Annotated in this window: 23 protein-coding genes; 8 read left to right on the forward strand and 15 right to left on the reverse strand. The window is 68.1% G+C overall.

Annotated features, from left to right (window positions below; all coding sequences use genetic code 11):
- The first annotated feature begins 2 nt into the window (after positions 1–2).
- The 4 genes from CCO03_RS10785 to yghX all read left to right on the forward strand — a co-directional run bounded on the left by CCO03_RS10785 (position 3) and on the right by yghX (position 3,929).
- Positions 3–737: an SURF1 family protein gene (locus CCO03_RS10785; RefSeq protein WP_087280936.1), complete on the forward strand. Its 735-nt coding sequence runs from the start codon at positions 3–5 to the stop codon at positions 735–737.
- Positions 727–2,127, forward strand: coding sequence for an ATP-binding protein (locus CCO03_RS10790; protein WP_087280938.1), 1,401 nt, complete (start codon positions 727–729; stop codon positions 2,125–2,127). The genes CCO03_RS10785 and CCO03_RS10790 overlap by 11 nt, the downstream gene beginning before the upstream one ends.
- A complete protein-coding gene (locus tag CCO03_RS10795) occupies positions 2,117–2,695 on the forward strand; it encodes a response regulator transcription factor (protein WP_087280940.1) in 579 nt (192 codons plus the stop codon). The genes CCO03_RS10790 and CCO03_RS10795 overlap by 11 nt, the downstream gene beginning before the upstream one ends.
- A gap of 346 nt (positions 2,696–3,041) precedes the next feature.
- Positions 3,042–3,929: a YghX family hydrolase gene (yghX, locus tag CCO03_RS10800; RefSeq protein WP_087280942.1), complete on the forward strand. Its 888-nt coding sequence runs from the start codon at positions 3,042–3,044 to the stop codon at positions 3,927–3,929.
- Positions 3,930–4,459: 530 nt separating this feature from the next.
- Here the strand turns inward: yghX and CCO03_RS10805 are convergent.
- The 8 genes from CCO03_RS10805 to CCO03_RS10840 are packed head-to-tail and all read right to left on the reverse strand — an operon-like array spanning position 4,460 to position 11,493.
- A complete protein-coding gene (locus CCO03_RS10805; protein WP_087280944.1) occupies positions 4,460–4,906 on the reverse strand; it encodes a nuclear transport factor 2 family protein in 447 nt (148 codons plus the stop codon).
- Positions 4,907–4,911: 5 nt separating this feature from the next.
- Positions 4,912–5,703: an SDR family NAD(P)-dependent oxidoreductase gene (locus tag CCO03_RS10810; RefSeq protein ID WP_087284550.1), complete on the reverse strand. Its 792-nt coding sequence runs from the start codon at positions 5,701–5,703 to the stop codon at positions 4,912–4,914.
- A 5-nt stretch (positions 5,704–5,708) separates the two neighbouring features.
- Positions 5,709–6,269, reverse strand: coding sequence for a DUF3833 domain-containing protein (locus CCO03_RS10815; RefSeq protein ID WP_087280946.1), 561 nt, complete (start codon positions 6,267–6,269; stop codon positions 5,709–5,711).
- On the reverse strand, positions 6,266–7,543 hold the full coding sequence (locus tag CCO03_RS10820; protein ID WP_205690289.1) for an MFS transporter: 1,278 nt from the start codon (positions 7,541–7,543) through the stop codon (positions 6,266–6,268). The genes CCO03_RS10815 and CCO03_RS10820 overlap by 4 nt, the downstream gene beginning before the upstream one ends.
- Positions 7,544–7,560: 17 nt before the next feature.
- A complete protein-coding gene (locus CCO03_RS10825) occupies positions 7,561–8,148 on the reverse strand; it encodes a hypothetical protein (protein ID WP_087280950.1) in 588 nt (195 codons plus the stop codon).
- A complete protein-coding gene (locus CCO03_RS10830) occupies positions 8,145–9,413 on the reverse strand; it encodes an SAM-dependent methyltransferase (RefSeq protein ID WP_087280952.1) in 1,269 nt (422 codons plus the stop codon). Before CCO03_RS10830 ends, CCO03_RS10825 begins: the two co-directional genes overlap by 4 nt.
- Positions 9,410–10,162: a DUF1365 domain-containing protein gene (locus CCO03_RS10835; protein ID WP_087280954.1), complete on the reverse strand. Its 753-nt coding sequence runs from the start codon at positions 10,160–10,162 to the stop codon at positions 9,410–9,412. Before CCO03_RS10835 ends, CCO03_RS10830 begins: the two co-directional genes overlap by 4 nt.
- Positions 10,159–11,493, reverse strand: a complete 1,335-nt coding sequence (locus tag CCO03_RS10840) for an NAD(P)/FAD-dependent oxidoreductase (RefSeq protein ID WP_087280956.1) — start codon at positions 11,491–11,493, stop codon at positions 10,159–10,161. Before CCO03_RS10840 ends, CCO03_RS10835 begins: the two co-directional genes overlap by 4 nt.
- A 142-nt stretch (positions 11,494–11,635) precedes the next feature.
- Here CCO03_RS10840 and CCO03_RS10845 point away from each other — a divergent pair, with 142 nt between their 5' ends.
- Positions 11,636–12,280, forward strand: a complete 645-nt coding sequence (locus CCO03_RS10845; protein WP_087280958.1) for a TetR/AcrR family transcriptional regulator — start codon at positions 11,636–11,638, stop codon at positions 12,278–12,280.
- A gap of 641 nt (positions 12,281–12,921) precedes the next feature.
- Here CCO03_RS10845 and guaA read toward each other — a convergent pair.
- From guaA to CCO03_RS10860, 4 genes are all read right to left on the reverse strand, one after another.
- Complete coding sequence (guaA, locus tag CCO03_RS10850; RefSeq protein WP_087280960.1) at positions 12,922–14,538, reverse strand: glutamine-hydrolyzing GMP synthase; 1,617 nt, start codon at positions 14,536–14,538, stop codon at positions 12,922–12,924.
- Between the two features lie 99 nt (positions 14,539–14,637).
- Positions 14,638–16,107 (reverse strand): IMP dehydrogenase, encoded by a 1,470-nt coding sequence (gene guaB / locus CCO03_RS10855; RefSeq protein WP_087280962.1) that lies wholly within the window; start codon positions 16,105–16,107, stop codon positions 14,638–14,640.
- Positions 16,108–16,363: 256 nt separating this feature from the next.
- The gene (locus CCO03_RS19765; RefSeq protein ID WP_157667638.1) at positions 16,364–16,669 is read right to left on the reverse strand and encodes a hypothetical protein; all 306 of its coding nucleotides are present in this window, start codon (positions 16,667–16,669) and stop codon (positions 16,364–16,366) included.
- 45 nt (positions 16,670–16,714) lie between these two features.
- Positions 16,715–18,028, reverse strand: a complete 1,314-nt coding sequence (locus tag CCO03_RS10860; protein ID WP_087280965.1) for a YihY family inner membrane protein — start codon at positions 18,026–18,028, stop codon at positions 16,715–16,717.
- A gap of 219 nt (positions 18,029–18,247) precedes the next feature.
- On the opposite strand from CCO03_RS10860, the gene CCO03_RS10865 reads away from it, so the two are divergent.
- Both CCO03_RS10865 and CCO03_RS10870 read left to right on the forward strand, forming a co-directional pair.
- Positions 18,248–18,634: a DUF6331 family protein gene (locus CCO03_RS10865; protein ID WP_087280967.1), complete on the forward strand. Its 387-nt coding sequence runs from the start codon at positions 18,248–18,250 to the stop codon at positions 18,632–18,634.
- Between the two features lie 128 nt (positions 18,635–18,762).
- Positions 18,763–19,245, forward strand: a complete 483-nt coding sequence (locus tag CCO03_RS10870; RefSeq protein WP_418236018.1) for a DUF2069 domain-containing protein — start codon at positions 18,763–18,765, stop codon at positions 19,243–19,245.
- Positions 19,246–19,558: 313 nt separating this feature from the next.
- Here CCO03_RS10870 and rng read toward each other — a convergent pair whose 3' ends face one another.
- The 3 genes from rng to CCO03_RS19770 all read right to left on the reverse strand — a co-directional run bounded on the left by rng (position 19,559) and on the right by CCO03_RS19770 (position 22,509).
- Positions 19,559–21,109 carry a ribonuclease G gene (rng, locus tag CCO03_RS10875; protein ID WP_087280971.1) on the reverse strand — a complete coding sequence of 517 codons (1,551 nt, stop codon included), beginning with the start codon at positions 21,107–21,109 and terminating at the stop codon, positions 19,559–19,561.
- 103 nt (positions 21,110–21,212) lie between these two features.
- Positions 21,213–21,884, reverse strand: a complete 672-nt coding sequence (locus CCO03_RS10880) for a Maf family protein (protein WP_087280973.1) — start codon at positions 21,882–21,884, stop codon at positions 21,213–21,215.
- A gap of 151 nt (positions 21,885–22,035) precedes the next feature.
- Positions 22,036–22,509: a hypothetical protein gene (locus CCO03_RS19770; RefSeq protein WP_157667639.1), complete on the reverse strand. Its 474-nt coding sequence runs from the start codon at positions 22,507–22,509 to the stop codon at positions 22,036–22,038.
- Between CCO03_RS19770 and CCO03_RS10885 the strand changes: the two genes are divergently transcribed.
- On the forward strand, positions 22,508–23,440 hold the full coding sequence (locus CCO03_RS10885) for a tripartite tricarboxylate transporter substrate binding protein (protein WP_157667640.1): 933 nt from the start codon (positions 22,508–22,510) through the stop codon (positions 23,438–23,440). The genes CCO03_RS19770 and CCO03_RS10885 overlap by 2 nt on opposite strands.
- Positions 23,441–23,679: the final 239 nt, after the last annotated feature.

The raw sequence follows: 23,679 nt of genomic DNA on the forward strand, positions 1-23,679 counted from the left end.
GCATGCGGCGTTTCCTGCCCCTGGCGGCGGTCAGCCTGTTCGTCCTCTTCATCTGCCTGGGCAACTGGCAGGTGCAGCGCTACTTCTGGAAGCAGGACCTGATCGCCCGGGTGGACGCCCGCGTTCACGCCGCCCCCACGGCCGCACCCGGTCCCACCGCCTGGCCGGCGCTGGTGCCCCAGCAGTTCGAGTACCAGCCGGTTCAGGTCAAAGGGCAGTTCGACTTTGACCACCAGCTGCAGGTGCAGGCCTCCAGCACGCTGGGGGCCGGTTTCTGGGTGCTGACCCCCCTGAAAACCGAAGCCGGCTGGTGGCTGTGGGTCAACCGCGGGTTTGTGCCGCCGGCCCGCGAGATGGGCACGCCCATGACCCAGCCCAGCGGCCTGGTCACCGTGCAAGGGCTGATGCGCGTGACCGAACCCAAAGGCGGCTTTCTGCGCCACAACGACGCCCAGGCGCAGCGCTGGTTCTCGCGCGATGTGGCCGCGATGACGGCGGCCCGCGGCCTGCCCGGCGATGCGGTGGCGCCCTACTTCATCGACGCCGCCGCCAACGCCAGCGCCAAACCCGGCGAGTGGCCCGTCGGCGGCCTCACGGTGATCCGCTTTGCCAACAACCACCTCGCCTACATCTTCACCTGGTACACCCTGGCCTTGATGGTGCTGGGCGCATCCTTCTATGTCTGGCGCCAGGATCGCCGTGGCCCCGCGCCCGACGATTTCGACGATGCCCGCTGACCCCGGGGGTGGCGCACCGCTGGCCGACACGCGTGTGCGGACCGCATCCACCGCTTCGGCAACGTTCGGCACGCGGGCCGGCAAGCCGCCGCTGACCTCCTCGGGCATCGACCACAGCACCCAGATCAAGAACCTGCAGCAGCTGGTGCAGCTGCGCTGGCTGGCGGTGTTCGGGCAGCTGTTCACCATCCTGGTGGTGCACTTCGGGTTCGGCATCACCATCCCCATCGAGCAACTGCTGTTCGTGGTCTGGCTGCTGGTGCTGTTCAACGTGCTCAGCATGCTGCGCCTCAAGGCGCCCATCCGCGTGACCAACGGCGAGCTGCTCGCGGCCCTGCTCGTGGATGTGGCGGCGCTGACGGCCGAGCTGCACCTGGTGGGGGGCGCGGCCAATCCCTTCGTGTTCCTGTACCTCCTGCAGGTCATGCTGGCCGCCGTGCTGCTGCCGCGCTGGGGCGCCTGGATCGTGGTGCTGATCACCGGCCTGTGCGTGGGCGGCCTGGCCCGGCTGGCCCACCCGCTGCCGCTGCCCAACGACCCACGCGACGGCTTGTCCAACCCCTATGTGGCGGCGGTGCTGGTGTGCTTCGGCCTCATCGCGGCGCTGGTGGTGTTCTTCATCGTGCGCATCGAGGCCAACCTGCGCGAGCGCGATCAACTGCTCATCCAGGCCCAGCGCCGCGTGCTGGAACAGGACCACATCGTGCGCATGGGCCTGCTGGCGACGGGCGCCGCGCACGAGTTGGGCACGCCGCTGTCCACGCTGGCCGTCATCCTGGGCGACTGGCGCCACCTGTCGCAGATCCAGGCCGATGCCGACCTCATCCAGGACGTGACCGACATGCAGGAGCAGGTGGCCCGGTGCAAGTCCATCGTCACCGGCATCCTGCATTCGGCTGGCGAGGCGCGCGGCGAGTCCTCGCGCCGCACCACGGTCTGCGTGTTCCTGGACGAGGTGGTGGCCGACTGGCGCCAGCGCCGCCCGGACAACCGCCTGGTCTACGACAACCGCTTCGGCGCCGACCTGCCCATGGTGTCGGACTCTGCGCTCAAGCAGATGATGGGCAACGTGCTGGACAACGCCCACGAAGCCTCGCCCCACATCGTCTGGCTGAGTGCGGAGCGCAGTGGCGACGACCTGGTGCTGGCCGTGCGCGATCAGGGGCCTGGCTTCGCCCCGCAGGTGCTGGAGCGCCTGGGCACGCCCTACCAGTCCACCAAGGGCCAGCCAGGACGTGGCCTGGGCCTGTTCCTCGTGCGCAACGTGGTGCACAACCTGGGCGGCACCCTGGAGGCGCGCAACCTCACCCAGGGCGGCGCCCTGGTCCAAATCACCCTGCCGCTGGCAGCGATTGCGCTCGATGCGCATGATGCACCCCATGAGTCCTGAAGTCCCCACCCATGACGGCCCGCCACAGGGCCCCGTCGACGAGCGTCGCTTGATGATCGTGGAAGACGACGCGGCTTTTGCGCGCACGCTGGCCCGCTCGTTCGAGCGCCGCGGCTACCAGGTGCGCCTGGCCGCCAGCGCCGAAGCCCTGCAGGCCGAGCTGGCCTACTACCGGCCCACGCACGCCGTGGTGGACCTGAAGCTCAACGGCGAGGCCTCGGGCCTGCAATGCGTGCAGATCCTGCACGAACACCACGCCGACATGCTGATCGTCGTGCTCACGGGATTTGCCAGCATCGCCACGGCGGTCGAGGCGATCAAGCTCGGCGCCTGCCATTACCTGGCCAAGCCCTCGAACACCGACGACATCGAAGCCGCGTTCGGCCGCACCGAAGGCAGCACCGACGTGCAACTGACCAACCGCACCTCGTCGATCAAGACGCTGGAGTGGGAGCGCATCCACCAGACCCTGGCCGAAACCGGGTTCAACATCTCGGAAACCGCGCGCCGCCTGGGCATGCACCGGCGCACCCTGGCGCGCAAGCTGGAAAAGCACCAGGTCAGCTGAGCGCCGCTGGCCATGCTCACTGCAACGCACGGCCGTTGAGCGCATCGTCAAGCCCAAAGAATGGGAGTATGACCGCACGCCCGTTTGAAAAACAACGGGTATTGCTGCATACTACCCGCCTATGGCACAAGCGTGGCGCAGTGCGTCAGGTCTGCCGCGCAGCCCCCAACAGCGCCAGTCCGACGTGGCGAGGCCGCAGCCGCCCACCCGGGCGCACGCAGGGCGCGGCCTGGACAGCAAGCCCGCGCGCTCGCCCATGTCGCCCACCGTCCCTAGAATCAAAACGCCCGGCTGTGTTCACCGCGTGGTCGCCGCGCCGGTCCTTCCCCGTTTCAGGAGCACCTTCATGCGCCGATTGACAGCCCAGGACTTCCACCCCGAACTGCTCGAACTCTACGACGGCTATGTGCACGGGCGCCTCAGCCGCCGCGACTTCCTCGACCGGGCGTCGACCTACGCCGTGGGGGGCCTCACCGCCGCGGGCATCCTGGCATCGCTCAGTCCGGACTACGCGTTGGCCCAGCAGGTCAGCTTCACCGACCCCGACATCGTGGCCGAGTACATCCGCTACCGCTCGCCCAACGGCCACGGCGACGTGCGCGGCTACTTGGTGCGCCCGGCCAAGGCCAGCGGCAAGCTGGCGGGCGTGGTGGTGGTGCACGAGAACCGCGGCCTCAACCCCTACATCGAAGACGTGGCGCGCCGCGTCGCCAAGGCTGGCTTCGTGGCCCTGGCCCCCGATGGCCTCAGCTCGCTGGGCGGCTACCCCGGCAACGACGAACAAGGCCGCACGCTGCAGCAGCAGGTCGATCCGCAGAAGCTGATGAACGACTTCTTTGCCGCCATCGATCACCTCAAAGCCAGCGCGCTCACCACCGGCAAGGTCGGCATCACGGGGTTTTGCTATGGCGGCGGCGTGTCGAACGCGGCCGCGGTGGCCTACCCCGAGCTTGCCGCGGCCGTGCCCTTCTACGGCCGCCAGGCCAAGCCCGAAGACGTGGCCCGCATCCGGGCGCCGCTGCTGCTGCACTTCGCCGAGACGGACCCCAACGTCAATGCCACCTGGCCAGCCTACGAAACGGCCCTGAAAGCCGCCGGAAAAACGTACGAAGCGCACATCTACCCCGGCACCCACCACGGCTTCCACAACGACTCCACCCCGCGCTACGACCAGGCCGCCGCCACACTGGCCTGGGACCGCACCCTGGCCTGGTTGCGCCGCTACCTGGCCTGAGCGAGCCGCCGCCGTGCGTTGTGGCAGAACGTGCAGCGCAACGCCTTCGGCAGAGCGAGTCCTGTCGGTTCGCCGTCAGGAGTGCTCATGAGGGCCCCAGCTGAGGCCGCGAAGTTGGGCACGGCATCACCGGATCCGGCATCACGTCGGCATTTGATCGGGTGACACGCAGCGACCGAACTTTGCGCGGGCGCTTCATTGGCGCAGCAGGGCGTCAGGGCCTGACTCCCCACAGAGGGCGCTGCAGGACAAGCGCGGCTGCGCGCCGGTCTTCCCCCGTCTTGACGCAGGCCTGGGTGTCGGCATTTTCAAGTTTGGTAGCAGTATGCACACCTTCCCGTTGATTGAAAAACGGAAAAGCATGCATACTGCCAATCACCTTCCAAAGCCTGCGGGCACATCCTGAGCGAAACGCCGAAACGCCAATGCGCGGAGGCGTCCTGCACCACTGCCCGCCTCGGCAGGCGCGCGTCCCGCCCACGGAATCGCCGGGGCGACGCGCGGCAGCTGCCCACCACGCATCGGCGCCGCTAAGCCGCGGCGGCGCTGCTCAAGCGCCGCTGCACCCAGCGGGTTGCCGCCCCCAGCACGGGCAGCTTGGTGAAAATTTCATCCAGGGGATCCCAGAAGTCCCGGTGCACGGCGACCAGGCCCTCGGCATCGAACTGCAGGTAGCTGGTGCCGCAGATGGTCATGGGCCGACCGGACTGGCGCTGGAACCGCAGCTCCCACAGCAGGAAGGCGTCGTTGCCCTGGGCCACGCCCTGGTGGACGGCGAACCGCGGTTGGTCGAGTTGTTCAAACATGTGGGCAAACACGCGCTCGATGGGCGCCCGGCCATGCACCTCGTTGAACGGGTCCTTGAACAGGGCGTGCTCGCCATACAAGGCCAGCAGCGTGGCCAGGTTGTCGGGCCTCAACACCTCGTAGGCGTGGGCCAGGCGGATCAATCGGGGATCGGAGATGGCACTCCTCATCGGTTTCAGACTCCAGTGATGCGGCGGACGGCCGAGAAATACCAGGCGTCGGGCAGGCAGCGCAGCAACCGCACCCAGCGCGTGAAGCGGCGCGGGAAATTCATCTCGAAGCGGCCCTGGGCCCAGCCTTGCAGGATGTGGCGGGCCGCCTCGTCGGCCCCGATGAGGGCCGGCATGCGGAAGGGGTTCTGCGCCGTCAGCGGCGTCTCGACAAACCCCGGGTTGATGATGGACACGCCCAGGCCCAGGCCGTGCAGGTCCAGGTAGAGGTTTTCCGCCAGGTTGTTGAGGGCCGCCTTGGTGGGACCGTAGGCCAGGGACATGGGCAGGCCGCGGTAGCCGGCCACCGAGCCGACCAGCGCCAGATGGCCTTGGCCAGCGGCCAGCAGCATGGGCAGCACGGCGTCCAGCAGGTGCAGCGCGCCGCCGTAGTTCACGGCCAGGTGGCGCTGCATTTCGGCCAGGTCGAACTGCGTGGCCCGCAGCGGCTGGTAATGGCCCGCGCAGTAGAGCACCAGGTCCGGCGCCCGGCCCATATGGGCCTGCACCGCCCGGGCGGCCGCAGCCACGGCGGGGCCATCGGTCACGTCCAATGGCAGGGCCAGGCAGCCCTCGCGGCCACGCACCACCTCGCGCAGCGCATCCTCATGGCGCGCCGAAACCACCACGCGTGCGCCCTGTGCCTGCAGGGCCTCGGCCGTGGCGCGCCCGATGCCCGAGGAGGCCCCCAGAACCCACGCCGAGCGGCCCCGCCAATCGACCAACGGCGGGTTCAACCCGCGCGAGCGCAGCGGCATGGCCATCACTCCTTGACGAAGGCCAGCGTGACGTCGCCCAGGTGCAGGCCGAACTTGCTCATGGCCGTGCGGTTGAGCAGGATGCGCTCGTCCATGAGGAACATCCAGTCGTCCATGTGGACGTTCCAGACCCGGCCGTTCACGGGCAGGGCCAGCACATACCGCCAGCGGATGGCGTTGCCCGCACTCTCGCCCTGCGCCTCGCCCACCACGTCATCGGCCCGGCCGCTGTAGCGGCCATCGCCCAGATGCCGGATGTGCCAGACACGCTGCTGCGTGCTGCCATCGCTGTAGACGAAATGCTCGTCCAGCGTGCCCTCGTTGCCCTGCCAGCTGCCGGTCATGCGCACGGTGAAGCGCTTGACCACCTGGCCCGAGCGGTCGGTGAACATGCCGTGCGCGGTCAAGGGGCCGTTGAAGTACTGGCGCAGGTCCAGCCGGGGCTGCTCCTGGGCGTAGTCCTGGATCGAGGGGCCGGCGCAGCCCGCCAGCGACAACGCGGCCGTCACCCCCAGCGCCGCGCGGCGCAGCAGAGACATGGAACGGGACAAGGACACGGGGCTCATGGTTGCCTCCAGGACGAATGCAGGCGCTCGGCGCGCCAAAGCAGCGCAGCCGCCGCCAGCTTGAACAGGCAAGGCAGGCCGCCATAGGCCCAGGCCAGTGCCTGCAGGCTGGTGGGGTCGCCCGCGCCGCTGCGGTAGCCGGCGACGGCCAGCAAGGGCAAGGCCAGGCCCGCGGCCAGGGCCAGGTTCAGCTTGCTGGCGCAGGTCCACCAGCCCAGGTAAAGCCCTTCGCCGCGGCCGCCCTCGCCGGCTTCGTGAATCACGCCCGTGAGCAGCGCGCCCGGCAGGGCCAGGTCCGCCCCCAGGGCCAGCCCGCTGGCCAGGCAGATCACGGCAAACACCATGCCGTCGCCCGCGCCCAGCCAGGGCGTGAAGCCGAAGGCCAGCACGCTCGCCAGCATGCCCACCCGCCAGCTCGGCGCCAGGCCCCACCGGGCCACGGCCTTCACCCACAGCGGCAAGCCCAGCACGGCGGCGCCGAAATAGCACAGCAGCAGCACCGGCTGCAGCTTGGGCATCTGCAGCTGGTCGGCGACGAAGAAAGGCAACAGGGTGGCGGCGATCGCCGCGGCCACGCCATTGAGCATGAAGACAGCCAGCAGCCGCCGAAAGCCGGCGTTCGACCATGGCGAAACGGTGTTGGCAGTACCCGGCACCACCGATGTCACGACAATCGCTTTGAGCCGATACAGCCCTGCCAATCCCAGCACCAGGCCCAAGGTCAGCACGGCAGTGGTCGCATTCAGGCCCAGCCAGACCGGCAGTGCGCTGGCCAGCAGCACCCCGGCCAGCGCGGCGCCCTCGCGCCATGCGGTCACGCGCGCCCGCCAGCCCGGCTCGCCGCCCCAACGCGTGCCCCAGGCCTGGTGCACGATGGTGACGAAGCTGTAGGCCAGCGTGCACACCAGCAGGCTGCAGGCCAGCCACCCCAACAGGGCAGCGTCGCCCTTCGCCGGCGGATGCCACAGCGCGCCAAAGCCCAGCGCCATGATCAGGCTGCCCAGCGCAGCGGCCCCCCAGGCGGGGCGCACACCGCGGCGCAGCAGCCGGTCGGCCAGGCGGCCGATGGCGGGGTCCACCACGGCGTCGAACGCGCGCGTGGCCAGCAGCACGGCCCCCAACCCCGCCAGCGGCGCACCCGCGACGCTGGCGTAGTGGTAAGGCAGGTTCACATACAGCGGCAGCGAGACGAAAGCCAGCGGCGCGGCCAGCCCGCCATAGGCCAGCCCGGTGCGCCAGGGCAGCGTGTGAACGGGGGCAGCGTGCGGGCTCATGGCCAATTCGGATGCGGTCAGCCCAGGCCCAGCAGCGAGGTGCGCATGGCGGGCGCCGAGGTCTGGGGCGACAGCCAGATGCCGAAGAACAGGCGCGTGTACTCGGCATCGCGCAGCTGCGCCGTCTGTTGGCCGTTGTGGAAGAAGCGCACCTCGCCCTGGCCGTCGTGCAGGCCCAGCAGGCGGTCCTGCGCCTGCACATCCGGGAAGGCCTGCTTCATCAGCGTTAGCCATTGCCGGCTCTGTGCGTCGGTGAAGCTGCCCACCCGGCGCATTTCGGCGATGGAGCGCTCGGCAATGGCCAGGCCCTCCAGCTTGCGGTCGTAGACCAATTCCAGCGCAAACGGGTGGCGCTCATAGGCTTCGGGCTGGAACTCGGGGCCGGCCCACAGCCGCCCCTCGTAGACGCGCAGACCGAAAAAGCGCAGCACGCCCGTGCCCACCAGGCGCGCAGCCGGCAAAGCGCTGCGCAGTTCGGCGGGCGGGGCTGGGGTGGATGGCGCGGCGTGAAGGGCGTTGGGCATGGCGATCAGGGTTGGGGTGAGGACGCAGGCCACGCCCCAGGCCAGGGCTTGGCGACGCGCACAGGGTTGCGGGGCGGTCATGGCACGGGCTTGCGCAGCGTGAACTGCACGACATCGGTGTTGCCAGTATCGAACGCGGCCTCGCAGTAGGCGAGGTAGAAGGTCCAGGTGCGCACGAAGCGCTCGTCGAACCCCAGGCTGCGCACGGCTTCGAGGCGGTCGTTGAACGCCTGGTGCCAGCGCCGCAGCGTCTCGGCATAGTCGCGCCCGAAGGCCATGCGCCCCTCCACCACCAGGCCGGCGCGGCGCGCCTCTTGCTCGAAGGCCGGAATGCTGGGCAGCAGCCCGCCCGGGAAGATGTACTGCTGGATGAAATCGGTGGACCGCAGGTAACGCGCGAACAGGTCTTCGCGCAGCGTGATGGTCTGTATGCAGGCCAAGCCGCCCGGCTTGAGGCAGTCGCGCAGCATCTCGAAGTAGCCGCGCCAGTATTCGCGCCCCACCGCCTCGAACATCTCGATGGAGACGATGGCGTCGAACGGCTGACCCGCGTACAGCGCAGGCAGGTCGCGGTAGTCCTGGTAACGCAGGTCCACGGCATCGGCCAGGCCGGCCTGCTGCATGCGGCGCTGGCCCCAGGCCAGCTGCTCGCGCGACAGCGTCACCCCCGTCACCCGGGCGCCAAACGACCGGGCGGCGGTTTCAGCCAGCCCGCCCCAGCCGCAGCCGATCTCCAGCAGGCGCTGGCCGAACTGCAGCTGCACCTCGTCCAGGGCGCGTCTGAACTTGGCCTGCTGAGCCTGCTGCAGGTCGGCGTGGCGCAGCGAGGCGCCAGTGCGCCCCTCGAACCAGGCTGCGCTGTAACTCATGCCGGGGTCCAGCCACAGGCGGTAGAAATCGTTGCCCAGGTCGTAATGGGCGTGGATGTTCCTGGCGCTGCCGGCCCGGCTGTTGCGTTGCAGCAGGTGACGCAGCCGGTAGCCCAGCCGGCCCCACCAGCTGCCGTAAATCAGGCGGTGCATGTGGTCGCGGTTGACCATGCACAGCCGCAGCAGCGCGGCCAGGTCCGGGCTGTCCCACTCACCGGCGATGTAGCCCTCGGCCAGGCCGATGTCACCAGCTTTCCAGGCGCGCTCGAGCGCCTGCCAGTGGTGCAGCACGCAGCGCGCGTCGGCAGGGCCGGCCTGCTGGCGCGGCAGGTGCCGCTGCGGGCCGCCGGGCAGCTGCAGATCCAGCTGTCCATGCGGCAGGCGTTCCAGCAGGTTCAGCACGCGGCGCGCAGGCGCAGGCATGCGGGGCGGCGCAGCGGTGGCGGGGCTCAGCAGGGGTGCGGCGGTGGTGTTCATCGTGTGACGAAGTGCTTGGGCTCTGAGGGTTTGCCATGGAACGGCACGCGCTTGGCCCAAAGGCGCAGCGCCTGCCAGTGAATGCGGGCGACGACTCCGAGCGTCATCAGCGGCATGCCGAAGAAGGCACGGCGCACGGTGGCGGCCCCCAGCGGGTGCAGCACGCCGGCCACGCCGGTCTGCAACAGCGGGCCATGCTCGTCGTGCAGGTCCACGCGGGCCAGGGTGCGGTCCTCGCCCCGCTCGAAGCGGAAGCGGTACTCGCCCCGCACCTCGCAAAACGGCGAGACATGGAACTGCTTGCATGCAATCTGCTCGCGGCCCCAGGCCAGGTCGGGCCCGGCCAGCAGGTAGGCGTGGCGTTCGCCAAAGGTGTTGTTGACCTCGGCCAGCACGGCGGCCAGCGAGCCATCGGCGCGGTGGGCATACCAGAAGCTCACCGGCTTGAACACGTAGCCCAGCACGCGCGGGAAGGTGTGCAGCCAGACTTCGCCATCGGCGTCGTCAATGCCCTCGCCGCGCAGCAGCTGTTCGAACCAGGCCAGCGCATCGGCCCCGCCCTCGCCATGGTCGCGGTCGTGGAAGCTGATCCAGCCCCACCGGTTGCGCCTGAGCACGGCCTGAGGCTGCGCGCGCAGGCTGCGCATGGGCAGCATGAGGAAGTAGCCGGGGTAGCGGAAGGCGTGCTCGACCGGCCGCAGCCGGCGGTGCCAGACCTGACCAAACCCGATCAGCGGCCGTGCGTTCATGCGGCCCCCTTGAGGGCGGGGCGTTGAGCCAAGCTCGGCAAGGCATTCAGCAGGCCCTCCGCCGCCTCCACGCCGGCGCGCAAGCCATCTTCATGGAACCCGTAGCCGCACCAGGCGCCGCAGAACCAGGTCCGGCGCACCCCCTGCAAGTCCCCCACCCTGGCCTGGGCCTCGATGGCCGCCAGGTCGAACACCGGGTGGCTGTAGGCGATGCGCGCATGAACCTGGCGGTCGTCGATGGCGCGCACCGGGTTCAGCGACACCACCACCGGCTGCTGCCAGGGCAGCGGCTGCAGGCGATTGAGCAGGTAATGCAGGCAGACCCCGGCCTGATCCTGCCTGCGATCGGCCGCGCGCTCGTAGTTCCAGGCCGCCCAGGCGGCCTGGCGGCGTGGCAACACGCGGGCATCGGTGTGCAGCACAGCCTCGTTGGCCTGGTAGCGGATGGCGCCCAGCACGCTGCGCTCCTGCGGCGTGGCGTCGTTGCCCAGCAGTCGCAACGCCTGGTCGCTGTGGCAGGCCAGCACCACGGCATCGAACTGCTCCGTGCCATGGGCCAGTTGCAGCAGCACGCCATGCGCCGTGCGGCGCAGGCCCAGCACGGGCGCGTTCAGGCGCGCCTCATGGCCACCGTGCTGCAGCGCGGCCACCAGGCGCCGCACATAGTGGCGCGAACCGCCGCGCACCGTGTGCCATTGCGGCCGGTGGGTGATCTGGATCAGACCGTGGTTGTGGCAAAAGCGGATCAGCGTGGCTACCGGAAAACGCAGCATCTGATCGGTGGGGCAGGACCAGATGCAGCCCATCATGGGCAACAGGTAGTCCTGCCGAAAGGAGGCGCCGAACCCGTGCGCGTCGAGGAAGCCGCCGATGTCACTGTGCAGCGCCGCGTCGCTCCCCGCCTCGGCCAGGCGCGTGGCCAGGCGGTTGAAGCGCACGATGTCCGCCAGCATGCCCACAAAGCGCGGCCGCAGCAGGTTGCGCCGCTGCGCGAACACGCCGTTCAGCGAGCTGCCGCTCCACTCCAGCCCAGCCCCGCCATCGGCATGGGGCACCTGCACGGAAAACGACATCTCGGCTTCCGCCGTCACCACCTGCAGGTCCTGGAACAAGCTCGTCAGCAGCGGATAGGTGCGGTGGTTGAACACCAAAAAGCCGGTGTCCACGCCCTGGCTCACACCGTCCAGCGTCAGGTCGACGGTGTTGGCATGGCCGCCGAAATGCGCCCCAGCCTCCAGCAGTGTCACGACATGCTGACCTGGGGCCGTGGCCAGGCACCGAGCGGCCGACAGACCCGCAATCCCCGACCCGATGACAGCAATGCGACACATGGGAGAGCCTTTCCTGAAGGAGTCAGCACATCTATACGAAGAAGATCAGTATGTGAACTGATGAGTTCAAATTATATACAGATCATACTCAATACGGACTACGTGGTATCGACCCTAACCCCAGAGGTCTAAAATCACCCCCATGACAAGTCGCTCCATCAAAGAACAGATACAGCGCGTGCGCGAGCAGGCCATCGTGGCCGCCGTCAACCGGCTGCTGGCGACCAAGGGCTACGACGCGATGACGGTGGACGAGGTGGCCGCCGAGGCCGGCATGGCCAAGGCCAGCCTGTACAAGCTCTTCACCTCCAAGGAAGAACTGGCGGGGGCCGCCATGGTCGGCGTGCTGGACCGCGCCCTCGCCTTTGTGGACGGCCTGCGCGAGGCGGCCAATCAGGCAGCCGAAACAGGCACACCCACACGTGCGCTGGACCAGCTGAAGGCCGTCACCCGCTGGGCCATGCAGACGCAGCTAGAAGGCGAAATGCCCTCATTGCCGGCGCAGAACTCCACCCTCAGCGCCTCGCTGCAATCCAACGACGCCTACATGGACCGGCTGATCGCCCTGAGCAACCGGCTCAGCATCTGGATCGCCGAGGCGCAGACCAGTGGCCAGCTGCAGGCCGCCCTCCCCGCCGAACTGGTGCTCTACACGCTGTTCGCGCGCGCATGCGATCCCGTGGTGGCCCTGCTCAAGGAGTCCGGCCAGTACACGCATGCGCAAATCGTCGACTGGGTGTGCAGCACCACCTTCGATGGGCTGGCAGCCCCTGCTTCGCCGGTGTAGAACAAAGCCCGCTGCGTTGCGGGCCACACGTTGAAACGGCGGGCGTGCCAGCATCGTCGGCCTACTCGCGAAACGCCAAGATGGCCCCATGGGCACTTGCCACTTTCGGCCATGGAGTATGGCGTCATCACCGATGGTTAGGAAACGGCAATCCATGCATACTGCCGCCCAACACGCCATCCGTGAGCATGATTTTCCGAGTTGCCTGGATGGCACTCAAACTCATCAAACCGCGCTGATGGGCCCAGTGTCCAAGCGTAGGTTTGAATTTCTCCGCCTTGGCGAGTTCTGCGTCGGCGTTCGAACACGGCGACCGGCGATGCAGCGCCGGCGATCAGGCCCGCTCACGCGGTGCTGGATGCCCTCGCGCTGCGGCATGGGTGCATCGCCCAGCATGGCAGCACGATAGGGGCGCCGCAGTAGTGCGTGACTCCGTGCTTGCGAATCAGGTCGAAAACGACCACGGTGTCGATGCGGCGCAGGCATACGCTCGGTCCACAGACAAACGCAAGGGGCGGGCAGGCCTTGAACTGGCGGCGCGTTGGCGATAGCCATCGATAATCGTGACTTATCTTCTTTTAAATCAAGAGGTTACGATGGCTTAATCGATAGCTGGCGAGGGTCCCCCGAAGGACCCAATTTCACTCCCACTCGATCGTCGCCGGCGGTTTGCTGCTCACGTCGTAGGTCACGCGGTTGATGCCGCGTACCTCGTTGATGATCCGACTGGACACTTTTTTGAGCAGCGCATAGGGCAGTTCGGCCCAGTCGGCCGTCATGAAGTCGCTGGTCTGCACGGCGCGCAGCGCGACCACGTAGTCGTAGGTGCGGCCGTCGCCCATCACGCCCACGCTCTTGACCGGCAGGAACACGGTGAAGGCCTGGCTGGTGAGGTCGTACCAGGTCTTGCCCGTGGCTTCGTCGCGGAAGTTGCGCAGTTCCTGGATGAAGATGTCGTCGGCACGGCGCAGCAGGTCGGCATACTCCTTCTTCACCTCGCCCAGGATGCGCACGCCCAAACCCGGACCGGGGAACGGGTGGCGGTAGACCATCTCGGGCGGCAGGCCCAGGGCCACGCCCAGTTCGCGTACCTCGTCCTTGAACAGGTCGCGCAGCGGCTCCAGCAGCTTGAGGCCCAGCTGCTCGGGCAGGCCACCGACGTTGTGGTGGCTCTTGATCGTGACGGCCTTCTTGCTCTTGGCACCGCCGGACTCGATCACGTCCGGGTAGATGGTGCCCTGGGCCAGGAAGGTCGCGCCCTTCACGCCGTTGCCGCCCGCCTTCAGCTTGGCAGCCTCTTGCTTGAACACGGTGACGAACTCGCCGCCGATGATCTTGCGCTTGGCTTCGGGGTCGCTGACGCCGGCCAGCTTGCCGAGGAACAGATCGCTGGCGTCGACGCGGATCACTTTGGCGTGCAGCTTGCCTTCGAACATGTCCATGACCATGTCGCCCTCGTTGAGGCGCAGCAGGCCGTGGTCCACGAACACGCAAGTCAGCTGGTCGCCGATCGCGCGGTGGATCAAGGCCGCGGCCACCGACGAGTCGACGCCGCCCGACAGCCCCAGGATGACCTCTTCATCGCCCACCTGCTCGCGGATCTTGGCCACGGCTTCCTCGATGTGGTCCTTCATGATCCAGTCGGGGTTCGCGCCGCAGATCTCGCGCACGAAGCGCTGCAGCATGGCCGCCCCCTGCACGGTGTGCGTCACCTCGGGGTGGAACTGCACGCCGTAGTAGCCACGCGCCTCGTCAGCCATGCCGGCGATCGGGCAGCTGCCGGTGCTGGCCATCAGCTTGAAGCCGGGCGGCAGCTCGGTCACCTTGTCGCCATGGCTCATCCAGACCTTGAGCATGCCGTGGCCTTCGGCCGTGCTGAAGTCTTCAATGCCGTCCAGCAGACGCGTGTGGCCGTGGGCCCGCACTTCGGCATAGCCGAATTCGCGGTGGTCCGAGCCCTGCACCTGACCGCCCAGCTGGCTGGCCATGGTCTGCATGCCGTAGCAGATGCCGAGCACGGGGATGTTCAGCTCGAACACGGCATCGGGTGCACGGTCATCGACCTCGTACACGCTGGCGTGGCTGCCCGACAGGATCACGCCCTTGAGCTGGCCATCGGCCGCGAACTCGCGCACCCAGTCGCTGCTCACGTCGCAGGGGTGCACCTCGCAGTACACATGGGATTCGCGCACGCGACGCGCGATCAGCTGCGTGACCTGGGAGCCGAAATCAAGGATGAGGATTTTGTTGTGTTGCATGGCGAGTCTGCGGCCTGCCGCAATCGGTGAATGAAATGAGTATGGCCTTGTTGCCGTTGATGAACCAACGGCAACAAGGCCATACTGCCTTTGACGGACTCAGTCAGCGCGGTAGTTCGGCGCTTCCTTGGTGATCTGCACGTCGTGCACGTGCGACTCGCGCACGCCGGCACTGGTGATCTCGACGAACTCGGCCTTGTTCTTCATCTCGTCGATGGTGGCGCAGCCGCAGTAGCCCATCGAAGCCCGCAAGCCACCCGCCATCTGGAAGATGATGGCGACGACCGAGCCCTTGTAGGGCACGCGGCCTTCGATGCCCTCGGGCACCAGCTTGTCGGCGTTGGGGTTGCCGGTGCTGCTTTCCTGGAAGTAGCGGTCCGCGCTGCCTTGCTGCATGGCGCCGATGGAGCCCATGCCGCGGTAGCTCTTGTAGCTGCGGCCCTGGAACAGGATGACCTCGCCCGGCGCCTCTTCGGTGCCGGCGAACATGCCACCCATCATCACCGTGCTGGCGCCGGCCGCGATGGCCTTGGCGATGTCGCCCGAGAAGCGGATGCCGCCGTCGGCGATCAGGGGCACGCCGGTGCCGTGCAGCGCCTTGGCCACGTTGTCGATGGCCATGATCTGCGGCACGCCCACACCGGCCACGATGCGCGTGGTGCAGATCGAGCCCGGGCCGATCCCGACCTTGACCGCGTCGGCACCGGCTTCAACCAGCGCGCGCGCCGCATCGCCCGTGGCGATGTTGCCGCCGATCACCTGCACCTGCGGATAGTTCTGCTTGACCCAGCGCACGCGCTCGATCACGCCGCGGCTGTGGCCGTGCGCGGTGTCGACCACGATGGCGTCGACGCCGGCTTTCACCAGCAGCTCCACACGCTCTTCGGTGCCTTCGCCCACGCCCACGGCGGCGCCCACGCGCAGCCGGCCCGAGTCATCGCGCGCTGCATTGGGGAAGGTGGTCTGCTTGGTCAGGTCCTTCACGGTGATGAGGCCGCGCAGCTCGAACTTGTCGTTCACCACCAGCAAACGCTCCAGGCGGTGCTTGTTCAGCAGCGCCTTGGCTTCGGCGGCCGGCGTGCCTTCCTTCACGGTGATGAGCTTGTCGCGCGCCGTCATGATGGCCGACACGGGCTGGTCGTAGCGCGTCTCAAAGCGCAGGTCGCGGCTGGTCACGATGCCGACCACCTGGCCGCCGTCGATGACGGGAAAGCCCGAGATGCCCAGCTCTTCCGACAGGCGCAGCACGTCCAGCACGGTTTGCTGGGGCGTGACCACCACGGGCTCGCGCACCACGCCGGACTCGTAGCGCTTCACGCGCGAGACCTCGGCCGCCTGCTCTTTGGCGGTCATGTTCTTGTGCACGATGCCGATGCCACCCTCTTGCGCAATGGCGATGGCCAGGCGCGCTTCCGTCACCGTGTCCATGGCGGCGGACACGAGCGGGATGTTGAGCTGGATGTTGCGGGTGAACTGGGTGGCCAGAGAGGCGTCCTTGGGCAGGACTTCGGAGTAGGCCGGGACGAGGAGGACGTCGTCAAAGGTGAGCGCTTTGCCGAGGAGGCGCATGGGTGAAAGCTCCAAAAACGCGATTTTACCCGGGTCTACCCCAGGGGCGCCAAGCCCGGTCGCCGCATGACCCCTGAAGGGCCTCACGCGCGATGCGGCTTCACGCCACACACTCAGGCAGTATCGGCGGGCATTCGTTTTTGACTCATCGGCAACGACACCGTACTGCCACAACTTGATCTGCAATGCGTTTGACCAAACGTCGCAGAGCAACCCATCCTGCACATCGCCGGCGACATAAAGCGCACGCCGATGATCACCCGCCCAGCCGGCGAGTTGCCCGCGTCGTTCGGCAGGCCCAACACGTGATCGGCGCCGAACGCCATGCCGGCCCCGCCCTCGTCGCCCGCGTTCTCGCCGTGAAGCCGGGCGACGAGGTTTCAGCCCAGCGCAGCATGGCAACCAGCCGGGGCGCCAGCCCGCGCAGCACCTCGGCGTCGGCCGTGTTCGCGCTCAAGCGATGCGCCGCGCTGTGGCGACGGCGGTGAATCGTCTTTTGAGCAGTATTCATGGCCTGTCGATTGCGCATGAACGACATCAACACCATACCCATGGCATCCATGCCTCATCCTGCGCAGCAGGCTTGCGCCGCCCTGCCCGGCCAGCCTCAACGCCACCCGCCCCGGCGCGCGCGGTGTGCGGCCTGGCGCAGGTTGGCACTCGGGGGCAGAAAGCCCGCCGCCACGGTGCCGTCACCCAAGGCGTCGGCCAGGCGCGGCGCGTCCAGGTTCAGCCGCTGCCACAAGGCGTGCGTGCTGGGGTTGTCACCAAACAGCAGCTGCGTCACCAGCGGCGCCAGCGGCGTCTGCGCGGGGTCGATCAGCAGCACCAGGCGCGGGTCGTCGCGCTCGGGCTCTTCGAGCAGCCCCACCCAGCCCATGGCCTGCAGCGCATCGAACGCGGGCTGCACCTGCTGCGCGTCCAGCCGCAGGCGCCGCGCCAGCCAGGGCATGCTGCGGCCGCGGGCCGGGCCGCGCTGGGCGCGCGCCAGCAGCTGCAGCACCTCCAACGCCACCTGGAACTGCCAGCCGCCCGTGCTGGGCCGCCGCGCCACGCCGGCCATCAGTGCGGGCGCGTAGGCGGCCACCACCGCCCCCAGCAAGATGATGAGCCAGGCCACGTAGACCCAGACCAGCAAGATGGGCAAGGTGGCAAACGCCCCGTAGATCAGCGAATAGGTGGGGATGTTGCTGAGGTACAGCCCGATGCCCCAGCGCCCCAGGCTGAGGCAAGCCGCGGCAAACAGGCCGCCCGCCAGCGCATGCGACCAGCGCACCGGCGTGTTCGGCACCAGCTTGTAGAGCAGGCTCAGCCCCAGCATCAGCAAGGCCACCTGGGCCGTGTTCAACAGCACGCCCATGCCCGGCGCGACGTCGTTCACCCAGCCGCGCGCTTCCGCCATCAGGAACGAGGTGATGGCCACGCTGCCGCCAGCCGCCACCGGCCCCAGCGACAGCACGGCCCAGTACAGCAGCAGGCGCTGCGCCCAGGGCCGCGACTCGCGCACCCGCCAGATGGCGTTCAACGTCTGGTCGATCGTGTAGATCATGGACAGCGAGGTGAACACCAGGCCCACCAGGCCCAACAGGCCCAACTCGTTCGCCTGTGCGGCGAACTGCGTCAGGTAGTCGAGCACGGACTGCGAGATGCTGCGCGGCACCAGGTTGTGCACCAGCCAGCGCTCCAGCGCGACCTCGAGCTCGCGAAACAGCGGAAACGCCGTGAAGATGGCCAGCATGACGGCCAGCAACGGCACCAGCCCCAGCATGGTCGTGAAGGTGAGCGAGCTGGCCGTGAGCGCCAGGCTATCCTGGTTGAAGCGCTCCCACAGCGTGAGCGCGGTGTTGCGCACCGGAAAATGCGGCAGCAGCGACTGCAGTCGCTCAGGCACCAGGCGGGACAAGCGTTTGATGACGCGCATGCGTCGCTATGATGCCACCACACAGGGCCAAGTGACCCATACTCCCCGCGTGCCCGTGCGGTTGAACCGTTGCATGGTCATGATGGATTCCATGGCAGCGGATCAATCCACTGGGGTGCACCGGCGCTGCCGCTGTGAGGCCACCCTGCTGGGCCAACGCATGACATCCGGCCAGCCTGCTCGCCACCTACCGTCCCCTCAGACCCGCCCATGCCGCCCATGCCGCGCACCGACAGCCACCGCCACGACATCCAGATTGGCGAAGACGCCTGGATCGCCCACCTCGACGTGTCGGGGCGCGAACACACGGCCGTGCCCATCGACGACGCCCTGCAGCGCGCATCCGACCTCTGGAATGCGCTGGAGACGCTGTGCGACGCAGGCTGCTGCGGGGTGGACGCCTTCGACTTCGCGCCCGACAGCGTGCGCCAGGCCGCCGCAACCTTGGACCGCCGCCAGCTTGCCGCAGCGCTGCACGCCATGCACCAGACCATCGAAGCCCTGCCCGTCAGCGTCGTCGTGAGCCAACGGCTCAACTTTGTGGGCGACAAACGCACGGTCCTGGCCTTGCTGGCCCACCTCCACCGCCACGTCCAGCCCACATGAACGCAGACCCGTCCACCAAGGCCACGCCGGACCGCACCGGGCCGGGCCCGGCTTCACAGGCCGACCCCGCCTCTTCTCTGACGCCTCATCGGGCCACTGGGGTCGCTGAAGCCGCGGGGGCCACGTCCTTGCCCCCCGCGCCAACCGGCGCCCAGCCCACGCCCAGCGCAGCGGGCCTGCAGGCGGCCCGGCGCACGCGCGCGGCGGCGGTGGCCTGTGTGCTGGCGCTCATCGCGCTGTGCATGGGCTGGGAGCTGGCCTGGGCGCCCACGGTGCCCGGTGGCTCGTGGGTGCTGGCGGCCAAGGCCCTGCCGCTGCTGCCCGCCCTGCCCGGGCTGCTGCGCTTGCGCATGTACACCTACCGCTGGCTCAGCCTGCTGGTGTGGCTGTACGTCACCGAAGGCGTGGTGCGCGCTGCGTCTGAAATGGGCCCGAGCCGGCTCCTCGCGCTGGCCGAGGTGGCGCTGGCTGCCGCCCTCTTCGTCGCCTGCAGCCTGCACGTGCGGCTGCGGCTGAAGCACGCTCGGGCCGCCGCGACTGGGTTGAGCACAGCAACCGACGGGACCACCGGAGCCACGGCCATCCAGGCGGCAAGCAAGCACTCGGCCTGATCGCCCCGCCCTTGCGCCCGCGCCATGGATGTCCTCGTGCTGCACTGGCAACAGGCCAGCGCATTGCGCGCCTGCAGTATCCAGCCCTCTTCGATGGGCAATCATCGGGCACCACCCCATACTGCCGCTCAAGATGGCACGACACGGCGTGCCCTCCACCCAGGCAGACCGCCCGTTGCCAGCCCGAGTGGGGTGATCGGAATCGCAAACGCCGAGGCCGCACCGCCTCGCCGCCATCGCGCATGCGATCACCAGCCGAAGGCGACCCGCGTGGCCTGCGGCACAGCCGCCAGCAGGCACGTGGGGCGACGCGTCAGCGCAGGATGATGTCGTAGGCCACCGGCCCCATGGCCGATTCGCTTTGCAGCGAGATCGGCTTGCCGATGAACTCGGACAAGCCGGCAAGGTACTGCTGCTCGTCGTCCAGCAGCAGCTCGATCACCGTGGGCGTGGCGATGACGCGGAACTCCTGCGGGTTGAACTGGCGCGCCTCGCGCAGGATCTCGCGCAGGATGTCGTAGGCCACGGTGCGCGCGGTCTTCACCTCGCCCACGCCCTGGCACACCGGGCACGGCTCGCACAGCATGTGGGCCAGCGACTCGCGCGTGCGCTTGCGCGTCATCTCGACCAAACCCAGGCTCGAGAAGCCCGACACGCTGGTCTTCACGCGGTCGCGTTCCAGCTGCCGGCGCAGCTCGACCAGCACGGCCTGCTGGTGTTCGGGCTTCACCATGTCGATGAAATCGACGATGACGATACCGCCCAGGTTGCGCAGGCGCAACTGGCGCGCGATGGCGTGCGCGGCCTCCAGGTTGGTCTTGAACACCGTCTCGTCAAAGTTGCGCGCACCCACATAACCGCCGGTGTTCACGTCGAAGGTCGTCAGCGCCTCGGTCTGGTCGACGATGAGGTAGCCGCCCGACTTCAGGTCGACCCGCCGGCCCAGCGCCTTGGCCAGCTCGTCCTCGATCGAGAACAGGTCGAAGATCGGCCGCTCGCCCTTGTAGTGCTGGATGCGCTCGACCACGGTGGGCATGAACTCCTGCGCAAACACCAGCATGCGGGCGTGCTGCTCGCGCGAATCGATGCGGATGCTCTGCGTCTGGTCGCTCACCAGGTCGCGCAGCACGCGCTCGAGCAGGTCCAGGTCGCGCCGCAGCAGGTTCTTGGGCGGCAGGCGCAGCGCATCCTTGCGGATGCGGGCCCAGGCGGCCCGCAGGTAGGCGATGTCTTCGGCCAGTTCGGCATCGCTGGCGTCTTCGGCGTTGGTGCGCAGGATGAAGCCCCCCGCGCTCGGCGGCTTGTCGCCCTGCTGCTGCGCCAGCTTCACCTCGGCGTCGAAGGCGTCGCGCGCCAGCACCGTCATGCGGTCGCGCAAGGCATCGCGCATCTCGGGGGCAATCTTCTGCGAGATGCCGATGTGGTCGTCCTGCGGCAGGAACACCAGCATGCGGCCGGCGATGCTGATCTGCGTGGACAGGCGCGCGCCCTTGGTGCCGATGGGGTCCTTGATGACCTGCACCAGCAGCGTCTGGCCTTCAAAAATCTGCTTTTCGATGGGCGGCAGCCCCTGGCCGCCATTGCGCGAGACCGCGCCACCGCCTTCGGCCGTGCGCGGCATCACATCGGCCACGTGCAAGAAGGCCGCGCGGTCCAGCCCGATGTCGATGAAGGCCGACTGCATGCCCGGCAGCACCCGTGACACCTTGCCCAGGTAGATGTTGCCGACCAACCCGCGCTCTTGCGTGCGCTCGATGTGCAGCTCCTGCACCGCGGCGCTTTCCACCACGGCCACGCGCACCTCCTGGGGGGACCAATTGACCAGAATCTCCTGCGCGTTCGCGCTGCTTTTTTTGTCGTCCATGGCTTGCTCACATTGAATGGATGAGGGGCCATGCACGAGACATTGGCAGTATCACCCCATCCTCGTTATTCATTCAACGAGGATCAGGCCATACTGCCAAGCATCAACGCCACCAACCCACTGTCTTGAGCAATTGTGCCGTCTCGAACAGCGGCAACCCCACGATGCCCGTGTAGCTGCCCGCCACGTGCGCCACAAACTGCGCCGCCAAACCCTGGATGCCGTAGGCCCCCGCCTTGCCCCGCGGTTCGCCGCTGGCCACATAGCGCGCGACGTCGGTCTCGTTCAGCGGCGCAAAGCGCACCGCCGACACCGACAGGGCGGCCGCCCGTTGCCCGCGCCAGGCCACCGTCACCGCCGTCAGCACCTGATGGGTGCTGCCCTGCAGCGCGCGCAGCATGTGCGCGGCATCGGCGTCGTCGGTCGGCTTGCCCAGGATGCGATCCCCCAGCGCCACCGTGGTGTCAGCGCACAGCACAGGCGCCTGGGCGAGGTCCTCGCCGGGGTCGATGCCGCCCTGGATCGCCAGGCCGGGCTGGCCCGCTGCGGCACGCGCCAGCTGTTGCAGCGCCCCATCCAGCTTGGCCTGGGTGACGCGCTGGACATAGTCCGCCGGCAGCTCGCCCACGCGCACGGCCTCCAGCGCCTCGGCTGCGGCGGCGTCAGCCGGCAACAACACCGCGTGCGGCACACCCAGCTGCGTCAGCAGTTGCGCGCGGCGCGGGCTTTGCGAGGCCAGCAACAGGCGGGGCGTGGCAAACGGGTGAGCAATCATGGCTGGCAGGCGCACGCGGCGCGGGGTGGTGAACGGCGTGCGACTCTAGCGCATGGCGGGCTGGCTTCGCCGCCTCGCGCCACTTGGCGCATGCCAGGCGCTCACCGTCATCGCAGGCCCCGCCCGCGAACCTTCACAGGAGATTGGGGCATCACTTGTCGAAGCTGGCGCTCAGCGCACGCAGGTGTGTGGTCATCAACGCCCGGCTGCCTGGTATCCAACGCAGGCAGAGCCAGCCGCCATGGCACATGGATGGCCGCCTGTGCAGCTGCGCGCCAACCCGCCTCGCCACGGCCGCCCGCGGATGCATCACAGGGTCGACGTGGCCGATGGACGCTTGATTGCTCCAGGTATGGCGCCATTGGCAGCACTGCGGTGTCGTGCGCACCCCGTACTGGCCTGCTTCACCGATGTTGATGGTTTGTGCCGCACAGCAAAACAGACATTCCAGATCGTTGACCCGGCGGCCGTGGCGCGCCGATGATGACCGCAGAAGAGACGTCAACAGGAGACACCGCATGAACGACTTGAAGGCAACGACTCGGCGCAACACCGCATCGCATCTTGGCGGCTCCAGCAGGCGGGCCTTCGTGGGCAGCGCAGCAGGCTGGCTGGCCGGCGCCATGGGATCTGCAGCGTTGCCCAGCTGGGCATCTGACTCCGGCAGTCAGCCCATTCGCGTGGTGGTGCCTTTTGCCGCTGGCGGCTCCACCGATGCCCTGGCCCGCCTGTTTGCCCTGCACCTGGGCAAGCATCTGAAAGCGGTGACCTTGGTGGAGAACGCGCCCGGCGCATCGGGCACGCTGGGTGTGCAGAAGGTGATGCGCGCGCCTGCTGATGGGCGCACCTTGCTGTTGGGCATCACCGGTTCGCAGCTGATTGCGCCGGCCTTGCTGCCCACGGCCACCTACACCAGCGAGAAGGACTTCATCCCCATTGGCCGCATTGCCCAGACGGGCGTGCTGGTGCTGGCCAACGGCCAGTTCGCCGGCAGCACCGTGGCTGATATGGTGGCCGAGTCCAAAAAGAGCAAGGTGCCGCTGGCCTATGGCACCTGGGGCAGTGGCTCGGGTGGCCACCTGGTGATGGAAAGCGTGCGTCAGCACACCGGCATGGCGCTGGACCAGGTGCCCTACAAAGGTGAGGCGCCCGTGATGCAGGCCATGTTGGGCGGTGAGCTGGCCTGGGGCACGGCGGCTGCCTCCATGGCGCTGTTGCAGCATGTGCAAAGCGGCAAGATCAAAGGGCTGGGCATCTCGGGTGGCAAGCGCTGGTCGCGCTTGCCCGAGGTGAAGACATTCGAGGAGCAGGGCATCCCGCAGGTGCCCGCCAGCTGGTTTGGCGTGTTCGTGACCAAGGGCACGGCACCCAGCGTGGTGCAGCGGCTGCGCCAAGCCTTCGATGCCGTGTATGTAGATCCACAGGTGCACCAAAGCTTGCGGAGCCTGGGGCTGGACCCCGATCCCATCAGCACGGCGGCATTCACCGAGCAGATTCGGCGCGAGGCCGACATCTGGCGCACATTGGTGGTGAGCAGCGGCGCCAAGGCCGTGTGATGGCATGACGCGTGCCCATGGGCTCAGGCGCGCTCACCATGCCGGGGGGCTCTGCGCCGCCATGGCGCCTGCCATGCGCTGCTCGAGCGGTGCCAAGCCCATCCAGGCTGTTTGAATGCCGCATTGGGACAAGTCAGGCGCGCAAACTCACTTTGCTTGGTTGTTTGGCAGAACATGACGCCCGTGAAATCGGTCGAAGCTTCAATGCGCTGCCATCCTTTGGAGATCCCACGAGACTG

This window comes from Comamonas serinivorans, from assembly GCF_002158865.1.
Lineage (GTDB): Bacteria > Pseudomonadota > Gammaproteobacteria > Burkholderiales > Burkholderiaceae_C > Comamonas_E > Comamonas_E serinivorans.

Coding starts and splice junctions, on each gene's coding strand:
- CCO03_RS10785 (WP_087280936.1), top strand. CDS start 3: ATGCGGCGTTTCCTGCCCCTGGCGGCGGTCAGCCTGTTCGTCCTCTTC.
- CCO03_RS10790 (WP_087280938.1), top strand. CDS start 727: ATGCCCGCTGACCCCGGGGGTGGCGCACCGCTGGCCGACACGCGTGTG.
- CCO03_RS10795 (WP_087280940.1), top strand. CDS start 2,117: ATGAGTCCTGAAGTCCCCACCCATGACGGCCCGCCACAGGGCCCCGTC.
- yghX (WP_087280942.1), top strand. CDS start 3,042: ATGCGCCGATTGACAGCCCAGGACTTCCACCCCGAACTGCTCGAACTC.
- CCO03_RS10805 (WP_087280944.1), bottom strand. CDS start 4,906: ATGAGGAGTGCCATCTCCGATCCCCGATTGATCCGCCTGGCCCACGCC.
- CCO03_RS10810 (WP_087284550.1), bottom strand. CDS start 5,703: ATGCCGCTGCGCTCGCGCGGGTTGAACCCGCCGTTGGTCGATTGGCGG.
- CCO03_RS10815 (WP_087280946.1), bottom strand. CDS start 6,269: ATGAGCCCCGTGTCCTTGTCCCGTTCCATGTCTCTGCTGCGCCGCGCG.
- CCO03_RS10820 (WP_205690289.1), bottom strand. CDS start 7,543: ATGAGCCCGCACGCTGCCCCCGTTCACACGCTGCCCTGGCGCACCGGG.
- CCO03_RS10825 (WP_087280950.1), bottom strand. CDS start 8,148: ATGACCGCCCCGCAACCCTGTGCGCGTCGCCAAGCCCTGGCCTGGGGC.
- CCO03_RS10830 (WP_087280952.1), bottom strand. CDS start 9,413: ATGAACACCACCGCCGCACCCCTGCTGAGCCCCGCCACCGCTGCGCCG.
- CCO03_RS10835 (WP_087280954.1), bottom strand. CDS start 10,162: ATGAACGCACGGCCGCTGATCGGGTTTGGTCAGGTCTGGCACCGCCGG.
- CCO03_RS10840 (WP_087280956.1), bottom strand. CDS start 11,493: ATGTGTCGCATTGCTGTCATCGGGTCGGGGATTGCGGGTCTGTCGGCC.
- CCO03_RS10845 (WP_087280958.1), top strand. CDS start 11,636: ATGACAAGTCGCTCCATCAAAGAACAGATACAGCGCGTGCGCGAGCAG.
- guaA (WP_087280960.1), bottom strand. CDS start 14,538: ATGCAACACAACAAAATCCTCATCCTTGATTTCGGCTCCCAGGTCACG.
- guaB (WP_087280962.1), bottom strand. CDS start 16,107: ATGCGCCTCCTCGGCAAAGCGCTCACCTTTGACGACGTCCTCCTCGTC.
- CCO03_RS19765 (WP_157667638.1), bottom strand. CDS start 16,669: ATGGATGCCATGGGTATGGTGTTGATGTCGTTCATGCGCAATCGACAG.
- CCO03_RS10860 (WP_087280965.1), bottom strand. CDS start 18,028: ATGCGCGTCATCAAACGCTTGTCCCGCCTGGTGCCTGAGCGACTGCAG.
- CCO03_RS10865 (WP_087280967.1), top strand. CDS start 18,248: ATGCCGCGCACCGACAGCCACCGCCACGACATCCAGATTGGCGAAGAC.
- rng (WP_087280971.1), bottom strand. CDS start 21,109: ATGGACGACAAAAAAAGCAGCGCGAACGCGCAGGAGATTCTGGTCAAT.
- CCO03_RS10880 (WP_087280973.1), bottom strand. CDS start 21,884: ATGATTGCTCACCCGTTTGCCACGCCCCGCCTGTTGCTGGCCTCGCAA.
- CCO03_RS10885 (WP_157667640.1), top strand. CDS start 22,508: ATGGGATCTGCAGCGTTGCCCAGCTGGGCATCTGACTCCGGCAGTCAG.
- CCO03_RS19770 (WP_157667639.1), bottom strand. CDS start 22,509: ATGGCGCCGGCCAGCCAGCCTGCTGCGCTGCCCACGAAGGCCCGCCTG.